Raw genomic sequence first — 18,132 nt, 5'->3', positions numbered from 1 at the left:
TACGCAAACCCGCACGCAATGAAACTTCAGTATTATGCTATTGATACGCCCTTCAAAGATACCTTTACCATATCCGGGGGGCGCTCTAAAATCAGTCAACCGGCCTTAATTGTTTCTTTGTCCCTGGGGCCATTTACAGGCTGGGGAGAGGCACCAGCCATCAGTTATTATGACGTTACCGTAGAGAAAATGGTTCGGGAAATCCAGGCTAAAAGGTTATTTATTGAAAAATTTGCCCTGACAGATCCCGAACGCTACTGGCACTATTTGCACCATCTTTTACCTGAACATCCGTTTTTAGTCTGTGCTCTGGATATAGCTTGCTGGGATCTATATGGCCAAATGAATCGGTCTGCAGTCTACCAACTCCTGGGTAATCAGTGGGAACACACGCCTTTGACGGATTATACCATTGGTCTGGACAGTATACCCAATATGGTCGAAAAGGTGAAAAAGACACCCTGGCCTATTTACAAAATAAAATTGGGTCAGCCAAGTGATCTGCAGTTACTGCGCGCGCTGCGGGAAGTAACTGATAGCCCATTTAGGGTGGATGTCAATGGTGGTTGGTCCTATCAAAGGGCAGAGCAAATGCTGCCACTTTTGGCAGAACTGGGCGTGGAACTGGTAGAACAGCCATTAGCACGGGCAAAAACGGAAAATGACCTGGAACAGATGCGCAACTTAAAACAAATATCACCTATCGCTTTGATCGCTGATGAGAGTTGTGTGCGTTTGGCTGATATGAAGGGAATTGAACAGTATTTTCATGGCATTAATATAAAACTCACCAAATGCAGTGGTATTACCCCGGCCCGAGTACTGATCAACGAGGCTCGTAGTCGGGATATGAAGGTAATGATGGGTTCTATGAATGAGACGGTAATTGGTTCAGCTGCTATTGCGCAGTTTTTGCCACAACTCGACTATGTAGATATGGACGGGCCGCTGCTTTTAGAAAGGCCCGGAGGTGTCGGTCTGACTATTGAGCAGGGTAAGGTCAGTCTTTCAGGGACGGCGGGACTTGGTATCCGGCCGACGGATCTGCCAGCTGGCGGCTTTGAGGATAGGTAGCTACCAGCCCCTAAATAAGGTATGGCTTTATCAGAAATAATTATTAATTTGGCATTTTAAAGGGAAGCTTTTAAATTTACCAAATTAATGTTCGTTTTTATGTAATCGTTTTCATGAATATCGAACTGACTTTGAATTGATTTACAAGGTTTAAGAGGTATTTTTTTGACCACTAAAACGCAAAATTAATTTTATGGCACCCATCAAAAAAACGCCAAAAAGCAATACTATTATTCAGGTTGCAGAAGCGACCGGGCTATCTCCTGCAACAATTTCCCGCGTACTCAATAATCATCCTTATGTAAAGGAGGCCACCAAAAAGAAGGTGCTTGAAATGATTGAGAAGCTGGGATACCAAAGAAATAATATTGCTTCGGGGCTAAGAAGCAATAAGACACGTACCATTGGGCTTATTGTTCCAAGAATTTCCATGTTTTTCCACGCAGAGGTCATTACCACTATTCAGAATATCCTGTATAAACACGGGTATAACCTGACGATCTGCCAATCCGGAGATTCTGTTGAAATTGAAAAGAATCTGATCCGTACCCTACAATCGGTAAGGGTAGATGCAGTAATTGCTGCCTGTACCTTACATACCACCGATTTCAGCCCTTTTGAGCAGCTGATGGCCAGTGGCACTCCTCTTATATTCTATGACCGCGTTCCCGTGGAGAAAACAAGTGCTATGGTGATCAAGGGCGATGATATTCAAGGGGGTATCTGGCTACATCGCATCTGATAGAGATAGGCTGCAAGAAAATTGCCCATATCTCAGGCCCCCTGGATTGCAATTTATATCAGGACCGGTTAAAAGGGTTTTATAATGCAATGAAAATCGCTGATTTACCGGTACGCAAAGAGTGGTTGTTCTATCAGGAACTTACCAAAGAAAATGCAAGAATTGCCTTAAAGCAAATCTTTGAGGGGCCGGAAGTGCCCGACGGGCTGGTGGCAGACAATGACACGACGGCTATTGCTGCCTTAAAATTTGCCAAAGAAATGGGCCTGAAGGTACCGCAGGATTTGAAAATTGTAGGCTATTCCAATGATCCCAGAAGCGAGATCATCACGCCATCTATTACGACCATCGAACAATATCCGGAAAAGATGGGTGAGAAGATTGTCGAAGTGTTAATGGCCAGGTTACTGCATAAAAATATGAGTCCTACAGAAATCAGTGCACCGACCATTATGCCAGTACAGTTAATCAGAAGGTTATCTACCTGATGGCTTCATAGCCTCCCACAAGGCCGTGCAACCAGAATTGAATCAGTATAAAGATGTAAGGAGATAAAATTTAATATTTGTATTTACGCCGCTGCTTGAATCAATGGATCGTTTTAAATTCAAATTCAAATTCAAATTTAATTTTTCACAAACCATTTTTACAAACAAAAACTACCTCCAAACCATGTTAAGAAAAAAACATCGCCTAAAACAAATTTTACTGGGCGCTTCGCTACTACTGGTAGCGGCCAGCGGTCTAAAGGCACAGCGAAAATCTGAGATGAAGCAGCTGATCAAAACCCAATTTGATTTTGCTGCCAAACAGTACAAATTACTCGCGCAGCAAACGCCCAAAGACAAAATGCCCCAGACGTACAATCCCAAAACGGACAAAAGTACTTTTAGTAATTTGCAGTGGTGGTGCAGCGGGTTTTATCCGGGGACGCTTTGGATGATTTATGCCCAGACAGGGGATAAGACAATCAAGGCAGAAGCGGAGAAAAAACTTTCGGAACTGGCCCCAATGAAACATTACAAGGGCAATCATGATCTGGGTTTTATGATCAATTGCAGTTTTGGCAACGGCTTTAAGCTAACCCGCAATCCCAGTTATGCCAAAACACTGGATACGGCAGCGGCCACACTAGCGCTAAGGTATCGTCCCCATGTTCATGCGATTCAATCCTGGAACAAAAGCAAGAATTTTACCTGTCCCGTTATTATTGATAATATGATGAACCTGGAGTTACTTTGTTGGGTGAGCGCCCATACGGGAGATACCAGCTATTTACATATAGCCAGAGAACATGCTAACACGACCATGAAAAACCATTTTAGGCCGGATTACAGTTCTTATCATGTAGTGGATTATGACCCCAATACAGGAGCTGTCCTCCAAAAGAAAACCTGGCAAGGGGCTAATGATAGCTCTTCCTGGGCCAGAGGCCAGGCCTGGGGACTTTACGGTTATACAATGATGTATCGTTATACCAAAAATAAAGCTTACCTGAATCTGGCAAAGCATATTGCACATTATATTTTGACCAATCCCTCCATCCCGGCTGATATGATTCCTTATTGGGATTATGATGCACCGGGTATTCCTGATGCGCCCAGAGATGCCTCTGCCGCTGCCATTACCGCCTCCGGCCTGCTGGAGCTGGGTCGTTACACCGGTGGTAAACAACGTAAGACTTATGTCAATGCAGCTAAAAAGATTATCGTTTCACTGAGCTCAGATAAGTACCGTGCAAAACTTGGTCAAAACGGTGATTTTATTCTGATGCATTCTACAGGCGCTAAACCATTTAATTCAGAAGTAGACAGTCCGCTTTCTTATGCTGATTATTATTTTCTGGAAGCACTTACGCGTTACAAAAAGTGGTATCTATAAGCTATTTTTTTGGTCAAAAACTAAAACGTTTACACAAGAAATACTATCGTTCAGCTAAATGCTGAGAATAGCCGTTAAATAAAAATTGTTATGGCAAACAGAAGACAAATACTTAAAACCGCCATACTGGGTGGAGCCGTCGGATTAGGGGGGCTGCCGCTCAGGCTGCTGGCAAGAAATTCAAATAAAAATATAGCTGGCGATCCCGATTACCCAGGGGTGCTGGCGCCAAAAGAATTACTAAAAAGTGGCGCTGCTGATAGAGCTTACTGGGTAGATTTACTTTACAAAATGGCGGCGCCCGTATTACTGAATTTGGAAAAGGATGAGCTGCGAAAAAATATGATCGTTAAAAAAGCACCTACCTATGACAGCAGGACCGTCGACGTAACCTATCTGGAAGCGGTTGGCCGCACCCTGGCAGGCGTCGCTCCCTGGCTGGAATTGCCCGATGATGATACAAAGGAAGGCAAGCTTAGAAAAAGACTTCGGGAGGCCGCTGTAAAAGGACTGGCCAATGCGGTGAATCCCGAGGCAAAGGATTTTTTAAACTTCACCAAAGAAATGCAGCCAATTGTAGATACGGCTTATTTTGTGCAGGCATTTATCCGGGCGCCTAAAGCCTTATGGGAACCTTTAGACGCTGAGACCAAAAAAAATGTGGTCTCCTGCGTAAAATCTCTACGCAACCGTAAGCCCTTTGAAAGCAACTGGGTGATCTTTGGCTCCATGGCGGAAGCGTTTTTACTTTCTATCGGCGAGCAGTATGATAAGGAAAGGTTGATGCATGGCGTTGAACGCTTGAACCGTTGGTATGTAGGTGATGGCTGGTATAGTGATGGCCCCAGATTTGCCTTTGATTATTATAACGCTTATGTGATGCATCCTTTTATGGTAGATACGCTACAAATTCTAAGTCAGCATAAACTGGTGGAGGAAAAAGAGTATCTGCAGGCCAATAAAAGAATGATCCGTTATGCGGAGCAGCAGGAAAAACTAATTTCTCCCGAAGGTACTTATCCGCCTATTGGTCGCTCCATCCCATACAGAACGGGCGCCTTTCAGGCATTAGCCATGGTTAGCTGGCAGCAAAACCTGCCAAAGCATATCGACCCGGCTCAGGTGCGTTGTGCTTTGACAAAGGTGTGTTATAATATGTATACAAAAATCAATAGCTTTGATCGTGAGGGGTGGTTGGAACTGGGTTTTGTAGGGTTGCAACCTGAGGTAGCAGATTATTATACCTCTACTGGCAGCTTGTACATGTCTACACTTAGTTTTTTGCCTTTGGGGCTGCCTGGGGACAATCCATTCTGGACAAATCCACCGGCAGATTGGACCGCCAAGGCCGCCTGGGCGGGAAAACCCTTCCACAAGGATTATCATGTAGACTATTGATCTATAGATACTATGAAGTGACTGAAAGGCATGGGCCTGGTCTTATTGGATTGGGATTTTTGAAAACGTTATCAAAATTTTAAAACTTTTAAATTTTCTGGATGAACACAGATTCATTAGGAAATTGTAGCAATTAAAATCAGAAAAATATGTTCAGCAAAAAAATGATTAATAAAATAAATGCAGGTCTGGCACTTTCAGGCCTAAAGGCCGGTGTGCGGTTTGCTGTGGCAGCAGCTATCGCAGTTAGTTTGGCCTTGGTTTTGACCCTTATCACACCTACTAACTTAAAGGCGCAGTGGGGACAGGGAGGCGATAAGCATGAGGTTAAAAAGATAAAAAAGAAGTGCCGTTAAAATATGGCGCCCATAGGATCGGCAAAAGAACCGATCCGGATATGAACCGTTGGCGGGATTATGGACTCGGTGAATTTATTCATTTTGGACTGTATTCTATTTTAGGTGGAGATTATAACGGGATGCATTATAATGGCGCCTCCGAATGGATTCGTTCCTGGAATAAACTTCCCCATGAAGTCTATGATAACTTATATAAAAAGTTTAATCCCAAGGATTTTGATCCAGAGGCCTGGGCAAAAATGGCCAAGCAAATGGGCGTTAAATATGTAACCATTACCACTAAACATCATGACGGTTTTTGTTTATGGCCAAGTAAATTTTCCGATTTTAATATTACGAAAACCCCTTATAAAAAAGATATGATCGGTCCTATGGTTCGCGCCTTTGATAAGGCAGGAATCGATGTTTATCTTTATTTTTCAGTGATGGACTGGCATCAGAAGGACTGGCGTTATGATCTTAAAACTGCGGCAGATTCAGTGGCCTTTAACCGGTTTAAGACCTTTACCAAAAATCAGCTGACAGAATTACTCACGCTGTATCCTGAAACCAAAGGCCTTTGGTTTGATGGTACCTGGGATACCAGCTGGAAAAAAAGCGGTGCCTTCTCAGATAGTCTGGATCAGTATCTGAAAAAATTACATCCGGGGCTTATCATTGGCAGCCGCCTCAGGGCTGATGATTATGGGAATCGTCATTTTGATGCCAATGGTCATTTAATGGGGGACTATGAACAGGGTTGGGAAAGAAAGATCCCTAAAGATTACAGCGCTACCAGGGGTAATGACTGGGATTGTGTCATGACTATTCCTGAAAACGGCTGGGGATATGCCAAAACCTGGATGGGACATTGGAAAACGCCCTATGAGTTAATTGAAATGCTGGCCAAATGCGTATCACTGGATGGTAATTTTGTGATCAATTTTGGACCAAAAGGCGATGGAACATTCAGAAATAAAGAAATCCAGACAGCCAGGCAGATAGGGGACTGGATGCAGGTCAATCACGAGGCTATATACGGCGCCGGTTATGCAGGTTGGGAAAAACAAGACTGGGGATATTATACCAAAACAGAAAGGACGCAAAGATCTATATGATCGTCTTTAATGTTCCCATTAACGGTGCGTTAAAAGTCGTGCCTGGCAAAAAGGGACATATTAAAAATGCTTACCTTTTGCAGGATCATAAAAATCTGAAGATTGAGCCTTTGGATGGTAACGGCGTACTGATCCATTTAGAACAAAAGAACATACACAACCATTTGTAATTGTGTTGGAAGCCACTGATGACGGCAAGGCAGTGGATACAGAAAACAAGCATGTATAAAAATGTGCAACATCCAATCATTAACATCATAAAAATTAAACGTAAAAATGTCAATTAATAGCAACGCATTTAACCTGGAAGGAAAAACGGCCATCGTAACAGGATCTAACCGGGGAATTGGCCAGGCCATGGCTATTGGCCTGGCAGAGGCCGGTGCCGATATTATCGGCGTCAGTTCCAGTTTTCCAAAAGCGTCAGAAACCCAAAAGGTGGTTGAGTCACTGGGGAGAAAATTTTCCAGGTATAATGCAGATTTTTCAGACAGAGAAAGTGTATATGCTTTTATAAAAGAAGTAAAAGCACAGCAACCTGATATTGATATTCTGGTAAATAATGCGGGAACCATTATGCGGGAACCAGCGGCTACCCATCCGGATGATTATTGGGATAAAGTCATCTCTATTAACCTGAATGCACCCTTTATTCTGGCACGGGAATTTGGGAAGGCCATGATTGACAAAGGACAAGGTAAAATTATCTTTACCTGTTCAATGCTCTCCTACCAAGGCGGCATCAATGTACCAGGTTATACGGCCAGTAAATCAGGTATTGCAGGGCTGGTAAAAGCCCTGGCCAATGAATGGTCCGCTAAAGGCGTTCAGGTAAACGGGATTGCTCCAGGTTATATAGCCACAGATAATACCAAGAATCTGATGGCGGATCCGATCAGGTCTAAAGCCATATTGGAAAGAATTCCGGCAGGCCGTTGGGGTGCACCAGAGGACCTGAAAGGTGCGGTCGTCTTTTTGGCCAGTAAAGCGGCTGATTATGTAAGCGGTACCATACTCAATGTAGACGGCGGCTGGATGGCCAGATAGTTAGGCTGATGGCCAATTATTTGAATGACAAAAAACGCTACTCATAATAATTAAACAAAAAATGCTTTATTAAACAATTATTAAATACAAAAAACAATGGAAGTAAGATTTCAAAATAGTCCAAATGAAACAAAACAAATGGACACAAAGCAACTCAGAGATAATTTTTTAATCGAACAGCTGATTCAAAAAGATAAACTTAAGCTGGTCTATAGCCATTATGACCGGGTGATTGTCGGCGGCGTTTCTCCGGTAGATGCTGTCGTTGAGTTACCAAATGAACCTGAACTGAAGGCCGATTATTTTTTACAGCGCAGGGAACTTGGTGTGGTAAATCTAGGTGGACCAGGCATTATTCAGGCAGCAGATAAAAGCTATGAGCTGGAAAAACTGGATTGCTTATATGTCGGACTTCATACGGAGCATGTCAGTTTTGCTTCCAAAGATAAAGCCAATCCCGCAATTTTCTATATGTTAAGTGCACCGGCGCACAGCGAGCATCCCACCACACAATTTGCCAAAAAGGATGCTTTTCCCACAGAGACCGGTAGCCTGGAGACCTCCAATAAAAGAACCATTTACAGGTATATCCACGCAGATGGCATTAAGAGTTGTCAGCTGGTTATGGGACTGACGATTTTGGATACAGGCAGCGTCTGGAATACCATGCCCGCCCATACCCATACGCGCAGAATGGAGGCCTATTTTTATTTTGATGTACCAAAGGATCAGCGCGTGATTCATCTGATGGGAGAACCTTCAGAAAGTCGTCATCTGGTCGTGAACAATAATGAAGCTATTTTGTCCGCTCCCTGGTCCATTCATGCAGGTTGTGGCACGTCCAATTATGGATTTGTATGGGGAATGGCTGGTGAAAATTACACCTATTCTGATATGGATTTGGTGGATATTGCCGATTTAAATAATAAAGGCATTCGATTGATTCATTTAAAGCAAAGATATATATGCATAAAACACTTTTGACCGGCATTGTTTTACTGGGGCTTTTTAGTTGTGGCAGTCATTCTGATGGGCAGAGTGCTGGTACACTGACCCTGAAAAATACGACAGCCATTGACAGACCGGAGGCGACCGTTCGTTTGACCAGAGAACAACTGGAGGCCAAGGCTGGATCATTAAAAGGAAATTATCTTCGCTTTCATAGTGGACAAAAAATACTTACTGCCCAATATGAAGATCTGGATAGTGACAGTGTGTGGGATGAGGTTATTTTACTTTGCCCCATCAAGGCCTCTGCAACAGTTGAGGTGCAATTGGAAAAAACAACTAAAAAGCCAGAAGTTACGGGGGCTAGTATGGCACATGCCAGGCTGAAATTAAAAAATGAAGATCAGACTTTTGGTGAAAACCAAACGCAGGTGCAGATGCCAGATCAGAACCCGCCTACGGATTTTTCCAAGCATGCATTGCCTCCTTATCTAACAGAAGGGCCTGGCTGGGAAAATGATAAAGTGGCCTTTCGGTTATATTTTGACACCAGGAACAATAAGGATATCTATGGCAAGCGAACCGCTGATATGGTCATGGATTCAGTAGGCGCCAACCCTAAAAACAGTTATCATAATCTGGCGGACTGGGGAATGGATATTCTTAGAGTAGGGACTTCTCTAGGTGCGGGAGCGCTCGCTTTTCATTATCAGAAAGCTGACGGGAAGGATACACTGGTCAGGCTCGGAGGAAACGATATCAAAGGGGAAACCTATCAACTACTTTCAGACGGTCCTTTAAAAGCCACCTTTTTAATGACCTATCCCTGGCAGCTAGCCGGTAAACCGGTTATCGTTACAGAAAAGATCAGTATAGGCGCAGGGGATTATTACTATACCAGTGAGGTGGCTGTAAAAGGAGCAGATGTGCCCAAAGATTTAAAAGTAGATATGGGTATAGCAGATTTTTATACCAATCAGATGGATTCTATCCTAACAGATCAGGCGAAAGCCGTTTATAGCTTTGGAGCCCAATCTGAAAATCATGATAATCTGGGGATGGCCGTTATTAGTCTGGATCCCGGAGCTGCCCATATTTGGTATATTAAAGAAAAGCCCCGGTTACAACGGATATTACCAGTAGTTATATGTTAGAGTCCTCCATCAGTGGGTCCCATCCGGTCACCTTTAGATTTTACGCCGGTTGGTCGCTCACTGATCCAGCCTTTAACTCAGCGGCAGGCTTTAAAAATAAGTTGCAAGAGGCAATTACTTTACTCAGTCATCCGGTAAGTGTAGAATAAATATTTATAAATAATATATATGATAACTTAACTGATTGATTGACTAGTTAATATATAAATCTAAATCATGAAACATTTATTTCTCAGTACATTTTTATTATGTATGATAGCAGTAACCGCTTTTGGCCAGCGAAGGGCCACTGAATCTGTAAAACAGGCAATTACAAAGTTAAATCAAGCCATGGTGGATGCAGATAGCACCACCTTGTACAAAATGACCTTTCCGACTTTAAGCTATGGGCATTCCTCTGGAGTAATCCAGAACCAACAACAGTTTGTGGAAGGCATCACCTCAGGCAGGTCTGATTTTATCTCAATTGATCTGTCAGATGAGTCCATTAATGTGGTTGGCAATACCGCTACTGTGCGTCATATTCTTTCGGCAAAAACTTTTGACAATAAAGTCCCCGGTACAGTTCGCCTGGAAATTTTGCTGGTTTGGGTCAAAAGCCATGGTTCCTGGAAACTGCTGGCAAGGCAGGCCGTCAAGCCCGCCAATTAAGCATAAATGACCAATAGCTGATTAGGGGATTGCCCCCCTTTCATTGCTTTTGCTATGACTACCAGCTCAAGTCCTGAATTTGCGCCCGCTATTGTTTTTACCATGAAAACGATAGCGGGATTTTTGTAATTAATGGATTGTCAGTGCGCTTGATAGGCGTTGGCCCTTCATATTACTTAGGTACAGTCACTTTCTTCTAATAGAGTTTAACCTGGAACGCCTCCTTGCTTTGCGGATTTAGTTGTAATTTTGCATTTCACAACCGCTAAACGGATGCATTTAGTTAAAAAATGGAGGTCCGTTTGTACCGGTTAATTTTATTTAAGGCAATAATTATTTATGCTAAGTACGATTGAAGCAGCACTGGACGATATAAAAGCGGGTAAATTAGTGATTGTAGTAGATGATGAAGACCGTGAAAATGAAGGCGACTTTATCACTGCTGCTGCCAATATAACACCCGAGATCATTAATTTTATGAGTAAGGTCGGACGCGGTTTGATCTGCGCTCCCATTACTGAGGGGCTAGCCGATAAATTGGAACTAACGCTGATGGTCCCTAAAAATACAGCGTTACATGAAACCCCGTTTACGGTAAGTATTGATTTACTGGGACATGGTTGTACAACAGGGATCAGCGCCCATGACCGGGCCAAAACCATCCAGATGATGGTAGATGAAAATGCCCGGCCAGAGGACTTTGGACGCCCTGGGCATATATTCCCTTTAAGGGCCAAAGACGGCGGCGTTTTAAGACGCACCGGTCATACGGAGGCTGCCGTGGATCTGGCCAGACTGGCCGGATTTAAGGCTGCAGGTGTTCTGGTGGAAATTATGAACGAAGATGGGACTATGGCCAGATTACCTCAGTTAGAAGACATTGCCAGACAATATGACCTTAAAATCATTACGATTAAAGATTTGATCGAATATAGGCTACAACAATCTGATTCACTGATTGAAGAAGTGGTTCGGGTGCATATGCCGACAAAGTACGGTGATTTTCAATTAGTGGCATTTAAAGAAAAGCATAATGCAGCAGAGCATCTGGCCTTAATTAAAGGTAGTTGGAATCCAGGGGATGCGGTGCTTACCAGGGTTCACTCCAGTTGTGTTACAGGAGATATTCTAGGCAGCCTTCGCTGTGATTGCGGAGATCAGCTCCATGCCGCCATGCGTATGGTGGAAAAGGAAGGAACCGGTATGGTCTTGTATATGAATCAGGAAGGCCGGGGTATTGGCCTGATCAATAAGCTGCGCGCTTATAAACTGCAGGAGGAAGGACTTGATACCGTAGAAGCCAACCTGAAACTGGGTTTTAAGGCCGACCAACGTGATTATGGGGTAGGGGCGCAGATTTTGCGGCATTTGGGCGCCACAAAGCTTAAACTAATGAGTAATAATCCCACTAAAAGAGCCGGCCTGCTGGGTTATGGTATTGAAATTGTTGAAGTGGTGCCTATTGAAGCCTCACCCAACAAACACAATGAAAAATACCTGCAGACCAAAAGGGACAAAATGGGGCATAATATTTTAAAATAATTCTCTTCGTCGATTAATAGTTATTGGCACCTGATTTTCAATAAGTCAGGTGCCAATTTGTTTTTTTAAGGATAAAAAATAAAAATTATTAAAATAAACTTTCAGAAAATATTGAAAGTTCAGAAAATATAGTATATTTGCGTTATGGAAATAAACGTAGCAAGAGAGAAATTTATAGAAACCTGGGGTAATCTGGGTAGTTCATGGGGTATCAATAAATCCGTGGCTCAGGTGCAGGCCTTTTTACTATTGGCACCTGATCCTGTATCCACGGACGAGTTGATGGAAGCACTTCAGATCTCCAGAGGTAACACAAATATGAGTCTTAGGCAGCTGATGGATTTTGGGGTGGTTTCTAAAAAAAATGTACCCGGACAGCGCAAAGAATATTTTGTTCATGAAAAAGATATCTGGAAATGGGCGCCAAAGATTATGGCGGTAAGAAAACAAAGGGAACTCAATCCTGTTTTGGAAGTTTTGACAGAACTTAAAGAATTTAGCGCTGCAGGTAAGGCGTCTATAGAAACAGTTTTTGAAACGCAGGTAGGAGAGATTCACAGTTTTAGTGCAAAGGTCAGTAGGGTCGCAGATAAGCTTTGCTCGTCCAAATCAGATATGCTATTGAAGCTGTTTAAATTATTTGGCTGATCACACAACAAATTACAATACTGGCATGACGAGTTATCTTATGGCAACATACACCTTTTATTTACTGGTGATGGTCGTAGTGATCGGATGGGCTGGCTGGGCCCTGCATGATGCAGGCAGGCCTTTTATAAGGGAAGTGTTTTTAAAAGATTATACGACGGCAGATCTGATAAGTAATCTACTTCTCACAGGGTATTATCTGGTAAATATCGGCTATAGTTTTGTTGTACTCAGCAGGCTGCCTGCTGTTCATAACTGGGCAGAAGTCATGGCTGCCCTTGGGACGCAAATTGGTCAGTTGGTTTTACTTCTGGCAATATTACATTATAGCAATCTGGTGGTTTTCTTTTTATGGAAAAGATACCATCAGGTATAAACTTTTTTTCTTCCTTATTTTTCAATCTTAAATAATAATTGTTATGCAACAAGTAAGTGTTCTATGGGCATATCTGATCTATTTACCCATTGCTTTATGGTTAACCATCTTTGTTACGGGTAAATTGTTTGGCAACGCCATTGTCTACATGATGGATATTTTCCATGACAGAAAGCAGATCGCTGTCGCGACCAATCAACTTTTTAAAATTGGTTTTTATTTGATCAACATGGGCTTTGCACTCTATATACTTAGGATCAACCAGGACGAACTCACAACAAAGACTATATTTGAGGTGTTAAGTACCAAAATTGGCGGTTTTAGTATTTATCTGGGCATCATGCTACTATTTAATATGTTCCTGTTTTTCCGGGGCAGAAAAGCAGCCCGCAAAGCTTAGGTGCCAACCCGCATGATAAAATAACGCACGCTAACAGGCGTGTGCCGGAAATCGACTACTTGTAAGCTACTTGTATGGGGACAGCTATTTAACGCTGGGTTCTTAAATTGATTGGCGACTAAATATCAAACAATGACAACTAAAAATAATCAGGGAGAACAGGCTCCAGATACCCCGCAAAAGAAAATTGTGCTGGCAGGCGGCACGGGTTTTATCGGGCAGTATATACAAAAGTATTATCAGCAGTTAGGCTATCAGGTAATTATTATCACTCGCCGCCCTGATCCGGCGAGTCAGGAGCCGCAAATCTCCTGGAACGATACATCAGGCATCGCTTTTGCGCTGGAAAATGCCGCGCTTGTCGTAAATCTGGCGGGCAAATCAGTTAACTGCAGGTATACTAAACATAATAAGCAGCTGATCTTTTCTTCCAGATTAAAAACGACTGCTAAATTAGGGGAAGCGATTGCCCGTTGCCAACATCCTCCCGCACTGTGGATTAACAGCAGTACGGCGACCATCTACCGGCATGCAGAGGATCACCAAATGACCGAAAAAAACGGCCAGATCGGTGCAGGCTTCTCTGTGGAAGTGGCCAAAGCCTGGGAAAAAGCGTTTTTTGGGTTTCATTTGCCAGAAACAAGACAGGCGGCGCTTAGAATTTCCATTGTCCTGGGACAAAACGGTGGGGCACTGCCTGCTTATAAAAGGCTTGTCAGGTTTGGCTTGGGTGGGGTACAAGGTAGTGGCAATCAAATGTTTAGCTGGGTGCATATCGCCGATGTAGCTAGCGCAATTCGCTATATTGAAGACCAAGAGCTGACTGGCATTTTTAATTTGGCCGCTCCTGAAGCCGTAACGAACCGGGAATTTATGCGTGCATTACGCAGCGAAGTAAAAATGCCCTTGGGAATACCGCTGGCCCTGCCCCAAAGCGCGCTTTTACTTAAATTGGGGGCAGGTATAATCGGTACTTCCAGTGAACTGCTGCTTAAAAGCCGCTGGGTTTATCCTGAAAACCTGTTAGAAAAGGGATTTATATTCCAGTATCCTAATTTAAAGGAGGCGTTGCACCAGATACTGAGTAGACAATAGAAAGGTAAGTGTTGGTTCGCTACGATATATGAAAGGAGAAATTGGCTGGTTTTTAGCCATTAGAATGGGTAAAATGCCTTATTTTCGCGGTTATATTTTAAGAAAATAAACATAATCAAATTCTATGGCATACGACTTAATAGTGATCGGAAGTGGGCCTGGCGGTTATCCGGCGGCTATCCGTGCTTCTCAGCTGGGATTGAAAGTAGCAATCATTGAAAAAGAACTGCTGGGTGGCATCTGCCTGAATTGGGGATGTATCCCTACCAAAGCACTTTTAAAGAGTGCCCAAGTCAATAATTACTTAAAACATGCGGATGCTTATGGCCTTAAAGCGGAGAATATCGAAGCTGATTTTAATGCCGTAATTAAGCGTAGCCGCGGCGTTGCGGATAAAATGTCCAAAGGCGTCCAGTTTTTGATGAAAAAATATAAGATTGAGGTCATCATGGGGACTGCTACCCTGAAATCTAAATCTCAGATTGAAGTAGTGGCTGCTGATGGAAGCAAACAGACACTGGATGCAACAAATATCATCATTGCTACTGGTGGAAGAAGCAGAGTGCTTCCCAATATCCCGCAGGATGGCAAAAAAATTATCGGTTACAGAGAAGCCCTGGTACTAGAACAACAACCAAAATCAATGGTAATCGTCGGTAGTGGTGCCATTGGGACTGAGTTCGCCTATTTTTATAACAGCATCGGGACCAAGGTGACGATTGTTGAATTTGCCGACCGCGTCGTGCCGGTAGAAGATGCAGACATCTCTAAAGAACTGGAAAAGCAGTTTAAAAAACAAGGCATTGAAATTTTTACCAGCGCCAGCGTTGAATCGGTGGATACTTCCGGTGCAGGTACTGTTTCTACGGTGAAGAAAAAAGACGGATCAACCTTTACCATTGAAGCAGATATTGTACTGAGTGCAGCAGGTGTAGTGGCCAATGTAGAAAACATCGGTCTTGAAACCCTGGGCGTAAAAGTAGAAAAAGGTAAGATTATCGTTGATAAATACCAGCAGACAAATGTGCCAGGTGTTTATGCTATCGGAGACTGTACTCCACATCAGGCGCTGGCACATAAAGCCGGTAAGGAAGGTATCAATGCTGCAGAGCATATTGCTTATATCAATAAGAAACTGGAACACCAGCCTGAAGGAATCGATTATGGCAATGTACCGGGATGTACCTATTGTCAGCCGGAAATCTCTTCCGTAGGGATGACTGAAGCACAGGCAAAAGAGGCCGGATATGAACTCAAAGTGGGTAAATTTCCATTTATTGCCTCTGGTAAAGCGACCGCAGCCGGTGCAACGGAAGGATTTATTAAAGTAATCTATGATGCAAAATACGGCGAACTGCTGGGTGCACATATGATTGGCATGAATGTCACTGATATGATCGCTGAAGCCGTTGTTGCCCGTAAGTTGGAAACAACTGCCCATGAAATCTTAAATGCCATCCACCCGCATCCGACCATGAGTGAAGGCTTTAAAGAAGCGACGGCAGTGGCTTATGGCGAGCAGACCGATCTCTAATCATTACGGACTCGGTGCATCTTTGTTGAAAATAATACCGGCTGGTGTGTTTATTATTTTATATCAGCCGTTGTACTTAATAATAGTAAAGCCCAGGCAAAACCTAGCATAGGTTTTTTGCCTGGGCTTTACTTTACTTTACCTTACTATTGCTTTACTTTTGTAACTGTTGTTTTGCCTTATGTATGATAAAGACTCCTGCAATAATTGCCCTGTTGTGCCCTTTGGATTCATCTAATAAGGCATGGCTCGTATGTAGCCTATTGATTAAAGCTCTACTGTAATTAACCCTTCGCCGGCTCCCAGATCTTTCAGGTCCTGCCCAATGGCTGCCACCATTGGATCTGGTCCACAGATATAAAAATGCTGGTTCATATCTGAAATATTTTTTTGCAAAAATGCTTTGTCGATCCGGTCATTTATGTACTGACTATTGGTCTGCTCTGTCATCACATTGACGAACTTATCACCCAGGATCTCTTCCAATTCCTCTTCCAGGATAATATCTGCTTCGGTTTTATTAGAAAAGAATAACCGGTTATTGCCCACCTGTCCTTTCTGATGCAAATCTCGAAAAATAGCGATAAAAGGGGTGATGCCCGCTCCTCCGGCAATAAAAGTACCTTCACCACTATACTGGATAGCTCCCCATACGTCATGGAGCAGCAGTGAGTCGCCTTCTTTTAAACTGCGCAGCTCATTGGTGACTCCAGGGTGATCTGTATAGGTCTTAATGGTAAATTCCAAGTGATCCCAATCTTGAAGACCGGTAAAAGTAAAGGGACGACGCTCCGCTTTAAAACCTTCTTTGTTGATAGCGACCTCCGTGGCTTGTCCTGGAATAAAATGATAGTTTTGAGGTCTTTGAACAGCAATTCTAAGGACATTGTGGGTAACAGGTTCTATACCTAATATTTTGACCTCGTGCTCCTCTGAGGGTTGATTTTGTTCAGCCGTTTGTATTTGTTCGTCTTCTGCCATGGCTATATGTTTTTTGTAATTTTTTAAAAAGTTTATCTGATACTCCTAAAGTTACAAAAAAAGCCCGATAGCCTTGCAGGTTCCTTTTTATTTGCTTGTTGCGCAATCAATAGACGGTGGCATGATCAACCGGATAATCCGTTGTGAGGCGGCCTCAATTGTCGCACACCTAACTATATGTAATTACTGGAATTAGTTTTTGGTCATATCTCCCTTAGGTACGCGTCCAGCAGCTCTATAGGCTCTTCTCCAATAATAATCATCCAGATCACTGATCATCACGCCTGAGCTGGTGGAGGCATGGACAAATTTCCCATTTTGCAGATAGACACCCACATGGGTAATCCTACTGCCACCGGTTGTATGAAAAAAGACCAGATCCCCTTGTTTTAACTGGCTTTTTTTAATATGATCGCAATAACTATATTGTTGCTCCGCCGTTCTGGGCAGCGATACATTAAAAACATCATTGGCTAGGGTTCTGGAAAAGGCTGAGCAGTCAATACCGTTTTTGGAACTACCGCCATATCGGTAGGGGGTACCATACCAATCATCAATTTCTTCCAGTAAATCAATATTATGGAGCTTATTGTCATCTACGCCAAGAATGGTCGCATATTTTCGTACCAGGGTTGTTTCATTAAGGCTTAAATCCGCATTGCTATTTACCGTTGCTTTTTCCTCCTTTTCGGGCGCCTTTTCCGTATAGCCATAGCTTTTATTTTTTGACGAGACCCGATCGCCCGGATTTACACGGATATCATCTAAAAAGCGAGGACCACTGCTCGTCCCTTTGGAGGTGCTGGCCGTTGAACTACTCTGGCGCATGGTGCTACAGGAGAACATTGTCACGCTGCCAAGGGCCAGTAACAGATATAAAGATAAAGGTACAGGTAAAGAAAATCGGCTTGAAGGTCTGGTTTTCATCCTAAGGAAAACGGTTGATTATAATGATTAAAAGGATCCTGTCATACTACAACACCCAATTTGTACTTATTTTTGATTTTGTTCAAAAGATTATATGCTGAACATGTATAAAATTGCGGTAATTTAACGGACCAAACGGCTGCTACCGTCGCTTGCTTTCTTTTTATACATGTTTTATACTTGCTTTACAGCCTTGTTGTTATAATCCAAATCAATATGCTGATGCCCGCAGCAAATAATCTGCCGACTTTCAAATATACAGCGTTTAATTGGTTAAA

At 43.0% G+C, this 18,132-nt stretch carries 21 protein-coding genes; 19 read left to right on the top strand and 2 right to left on the bottom strand.

Features of this window, described 5'->3' with window-relative positions; translation table 11 throughout:
* The first annotated feature begins 18 nt into the window (after nucleotides 1-18).
* From FSB73_RS01705 to lpdA, 19 genes are all read left to right on the top strand, one after another.
* The gene (locus FSB73_RS01705; RefSeq protein WP_146779867.1) at nucleotides 19-1,074 is read left to right on the top strand and encodes a dipeptide epimerase; all 1,056 of its coding nucleotides are present in this window, start codon (nucleotides 19-21) and stop codon (nucleotides 1,072-1,074) included.
* A gap of 193 nt (nucleotides 1,075-1,267) precedes the next feature.
* A complete protein-coding gene (locus FSB73_RS26165) occupies nucleotides 1,268-1,816 on the top strand; it encodes a LacI family DNA-binding transcriptional regulator (RefSeq protein ID WP_262712456.1) in 549 nt (182 codons plus the stop codon).
* Complete coding sequence (locus FSB73_RS26160; RefSeq protein ID WP_317132850.1) at nucleotides 1,798-2,304, top strand: substrate-binding domain-containing protein; 507 nt, start codon at nucleotides 1,798-1,800, stop codon at nucleotides 2,302-2,304. The genes FSB73_RS26165 and FSB73_RS26160 overlap by 19 nt, the downstream gene beginning before the upstream one ends.
* 184 nt (nucleotides 2,305-2,488) lie before the next feature.
* Complete coding sequence (locus FSB73_RS01695; RefSeq protein ID WP_225974370.1) at nucleotides 2,489-3,697, top strand: glycoside hydrolase family 88 protein; 1,209 nt, start codon at nucleotides 2,489-2,491, stop codon at nucleotides 3,695-3,697.
* A gap of 90 nt (nucleotides 3,698-3,787) precedes the next feature.
* A complete protein-coding gene (locus FSB73_RS01690) occupies nucleotides 3,788-5,095 on the top strand; it encodes a DUF2264 domain-containing protein (protein ID WP_146779866.1) in 1,308 nt (435 codons plus the stop codon).
* A gap of 149 nt (nucleotides 5,096-5,244) precedes the next feature.
* A complete protein-coding gene (locus FSB73_RS01685; protein ID WP_146779865.1) occupies nucleotides 5,245-5,451 on the top strand; it encodes a hypothetical protein in 207 nt (68 codons plus the stop codon).
* Nucleotides 5,442-6,551 (top strand): alpha-L-fucosidase, encoded by a 1,110-nt coding sequence (locus FSB73_RS01680; protein WP_225974369.1) that lies wholly within the window; start codon nucleotides 5,442-5,444, stop codon nucleotides 6,549-6,551. Before FSB73_RS01685 ends, FSB73_RS01680 begins: the two co-directional genes overlap by 10 nt.
* Complete coding sequence (locus FSB73_RS23700; protein WP_225974368.1) at nucleotides 6,548-6,721, top strand: hypothetical protein; 174 nt, start codon at nucleotides 6,548-6,550, stop codon at nucleotides 6,719-6,721. Before FSB73_RS01680 ends, FSB73_RS23700 begins: the two co-directional genes overlap by 4 nt.
* Nucleotides 6,722-6,827: 106 nt before the next feature.
* Nucleotides 6,828-7,598: a 2-dehydro-3-deoxy-D-gluconate 5-dehydrogenase KduD gene (kduD, locus tag FSB73_RS01675; RefSeq protein WP_146779864.1), complete on the top strand. Its 771-nt coding sequence runs from the start codon at nucleotides 6,828-6,830 to the stop codon at nucleotides 7,596-7,598.
* Nucleotides 7,599-7,694: 96 nt separating this feature from the next.
* Nucleotides 7,695-8,582 carry a 5-dehydro-4-deoxy-D-glucuronate isomerase gene (gene kduI / locus FSB73_RS01670; RefSeq protein ID WP_146779863.1) on the top strand — a complete coding sequence of 296 codons (888 nt, stop codon included), beginning with the start codon at nucleotides 7,695-7,697 and terminating at the stop codon, nucleotides 8,580-8,582.
* The gene (locus FSB73_RS01665) at nucleotides 8,564-9,700 is read left to right on the top strand and encodes a DUF4861 family protein (RefSeq protein WP_146779862.1); all 1,137 of its coding nucleotides are present in this window, start codon (nucleotides 8,564-8,566) and stop codon (nucleotides 9,698-9,700) included. Before kduI ends, FSB73_RS01665 begins: the two co-directional genes overlap by 19 nt.
* Complete coding sequence (locus FSB73_RS26155) at nucleotides 9,694-9,849, top strand: hypothetical protein (protein ID WP_146779861.1); 156 nt, start codon at nucleotides 9,694-9,696, stop codon at nucleotides 9,847-9,849. The genes FSB73_RS01665 and FSB73_RS26155 overlap by 7 nt, the downstream gene beginning before the upstream one ends.
* Nucleotides 9,850-9,916: 67 nt before the next feature.
* On the top strand, nucleotides 9,917-10,351 hold the full coding sequence (locus FSB73_RS01655) for a nuclear transport factor 2 family protein (protein WP_146779860.1): 435 nt from the start codon (nucleotides 9,917-9,919) through the stop codon (nucleotides 10,349-10,351).
* Nucleotides 10,352-10,690: 339 nt separating this feature from the next.
* Nucleotides 10,691-11,893, top strand: coding sequence for a bifunctional 3,4-dihydroxy-2-butanone-4-phosphate synthase/GTP cyclohydrolase II (locus FSB73_RS01650; RefSeq protein ID WP_146779859.1), 1,203 nt, complete (start codon nucleotides 10,691-10,693; stop codon nucleotides 11,891-11,893).
* Nucleotides 11,894-12,037: 144 nt separating this feature from the next.
* A complete protein-coding gene (locus FSB73_RS01645) occupies nucleotides 12,038-12,541 on the top strand; it encodes a GbsR/MarR family transcriptional regulator (RefSeq protein ID WP_146779858.1) in 504 nt (167 codons plus the stop codon).
* Nucleotides 12,534-12,917 (top strand): hypothetical protein, encoded by a 384-nt coding sequence (locus FSB73_RS01640; RefSeq protein ID WP_146779857.1) that lies wholly within the window; start codon nucleotides 12,534-12,536, stop codon nucleotides 12,915-12,917. The genes FSB73_RS01645 and FSB73_RS01640 overlap by 8 nt, the downstream gene beginning before the upstream one ends.
* 43 nt (nucleotides 12,918-12,960) lie before the next feature.
* Nucleotides 12,961-13,317: a hypothetical protein gene (locus tag FSB73_RS01635; protein ID WP_146779856.1), complete on the top strand. Its 357-nt coding sequence runs from the start codon at nucleotides 12,961-12,963 to the stop codon at nucleotides 13,315-13,317.
* 132 nt (nucleotides 13,318-13,449) lie between these two features.
* Nucleotides 13,450-14,412, top strand: a complete 963-nt coding sequence (locus tag FSB73_RS01630) for a TIGR01777 family oxidoreductase (protein WP_146779855.1) — start codon at nucleotides 13,450-13,452, stop codon at nucleotides 14,410-14,412.
* A gap of 124 nt (nucleotides 14,413-14,536) precedes the next feature.
* Entirely contained in the window at nucleotides 14,537-15,946 is a 1,410-nt protein-coding gene (gene lpdA, locus FSB73_RS01625; protein ID WP_146779854.1) for a dihydrolipoyl dehydrogenase, read from the top strand.
* A gap of 267 nt (nucleotides 15,947-16,213) precedes the next feature.
* Here the strand turns inward: lpdA and FSB73_RS01620 are convergent, their stop codons facing one another.
* Together FSB73_RS01620 and FSB73_RS01615 are read right to left on the bottom strand one after the other, a co-directional pair.
* A complete protein-coding gene (locus FSB73_RS01620) occupies nucleotides 16,214-16,927 on the bottom strand; it encodes a ferredoxin reductase domain-containing protein (protein WP_146779853.1) in 714 nt (237 codons plus the stop codon).
* 192 nt (nucleotides 16,928-17,119) lie between these two features.
* Nucleotides 17,120-17,854 carry a C40 family peptidase gene (locus FSB73_RS01615; protein ID WP_146779852.1) on the bottom strand — a complete coding sequence of 245 codons (735 nt, stop codon included), beginning with the start codon at nucleotides 17,852-17,854 and terminating at the stop codon, nucleotides 17,120-17,122.
* Between the last annotated feature and the right edge of the window lie 278 nt (nucleotides 17,855-18,132).

It is taken from the genome of Arachidicoccus ginsenosidivorans (genome assembly GCF_007971385.1).
GTDB lineage: Bacteria > Bacteroidota > Bacteroidia > Chitinophagales > Chitinophagaceae > Arachidicoccus > Arachidicoccus ginsenosidivorans.
Note: the sequence above shows the minus strand (reverse complement) of the source record. Positions and strands in the feature narration are given on the sequence as shown.

Excerpts from the sequence above, each read along its gene's own strand:
- kduI (WP_146779863.1), top strand. The coding sequence starts at position 7,695 with ATGGAAGTAAGATTTCAAAATAGTCCAAATGAAACAAAACAAATGGAC.
- FSB73_RS01635 (WP_146779856.1), top strand. The coding sequence starts at position 12,961 with ATGCAACAAGTAAGTGTTCTATGGGCATATCTGATCTATTTACCCATT.
- FSB73_RS26165 (WP_262712456.1), top strand. The coding sequence starts at position 1,268 with ATGGCACCCATCAAAAAAACGCCAAAAAGCAATACTATTATTCAGGTT.
- FSB73_RS01615 (WP_146779852.1), bottom strand. The coding sequence starts at position 17,854 with ATGAAAACCAGACCTTCAAGCCGATTTTCTTTACCTGTACCTTTATCT.
- FSB73_RS01630 (WP_146779855.1), top strand. The coding sequence starts at position 13,450 with ATGACAACTAAAAATAATCAGGGAGAACAGGCTCCAGATACCCCGCAA.
- FSB73_RS01695 (WP_225974370.1), top strand. The coding sequence starts at position 2,489 with ATGTTAAGAAAAAAACATCGCCTAAAACAAATTTTACTGGGCGCTTCG.
- FSB73_RS01665 (WP_146779862.1), top strand. The coding sequence starts at position 8,564 with ATGCATAAAACACTTTTGACCGGCATTGTTTTACTGGGGCTTTTTAGT.
- FSB73_RS26155 (WP_146779861.1), top strand. The coding sequence starts at position 9,694 with ATGTTAGAGTCCTCCATCAGTGGGTCCCATCCGGTCACCTTTAGATTT.
- FSB73_RS01620 (WP_146779853.1), bottom strand. The coding sequence starts at position 16,927 with ATGGCAGAAGACGAACAAATACAAACGGCTGAACAAAATCAACCCTCA.
- FSB73_RS01705 (WP_146779867.1), top strand. The coding sequence starts at position 19 with ATGAAACTTCAGTATTATGCTATTGATACGCCCTTCAAAGATACCTTT.
- FSB73_RS01690 (WP_146779866.1), top strand. The coding sequence starts at position 3,788 with ATGGCAAACAGAAGACAAATACTTAAAACCGCCATACTGGGTGGAGCC.
- FSB73_RS01655 (WP_146779860.1), top strand. The coding sequence starts at position 9,917 with ATGAAACATTTATTTCTCAGTACATTTTTATTATGTATGATAGCAGTA.
- FSB73_RS01685 (WP_146779865.1), top strand. The coding sequence starts at position 5,245 with ATGTTCAGCAAAAAAATGATTAATAAAATAAATGCAGGTCTGGCACTT.
- kduD (WP_146779864.1), top strand. The coding sequence starts at position 6,828 with ATGTCAATTAATAGCAACGCATTTAACCTGGAAGGAAAAACGGCCATC.
- FSB73_RS01645 (WP_146779858.1), top strand. The coding sequence starts at position 12,038 with ATGGAAATAAACGTAGCAAGAGAGAAATTTATAGAAACCTGGGGTAAT.
- FSB73_RS01650 (WP_146779859.1), top strand. The coding sequence starts at position 10,691 with ATGCTAAGTACGATTGAAGCAGCACTGGACGATATAAAAGCGGGTAAA.
- FSB73_RS23700 (WP_225974368.1), top strand. The coding sequence starts at position 6,548 with ATGATCGTCTTTAATGTTCCCATTAACGGTGCGTTAAAAGTCGTGCCT.
- lpdA (WP_146779854.1), top strand. The coding sequence starts at position 14,537 with ATGGCATACGACTTAATAGTGATCGGAAGTGGGCCTGGCGGTTATCCG.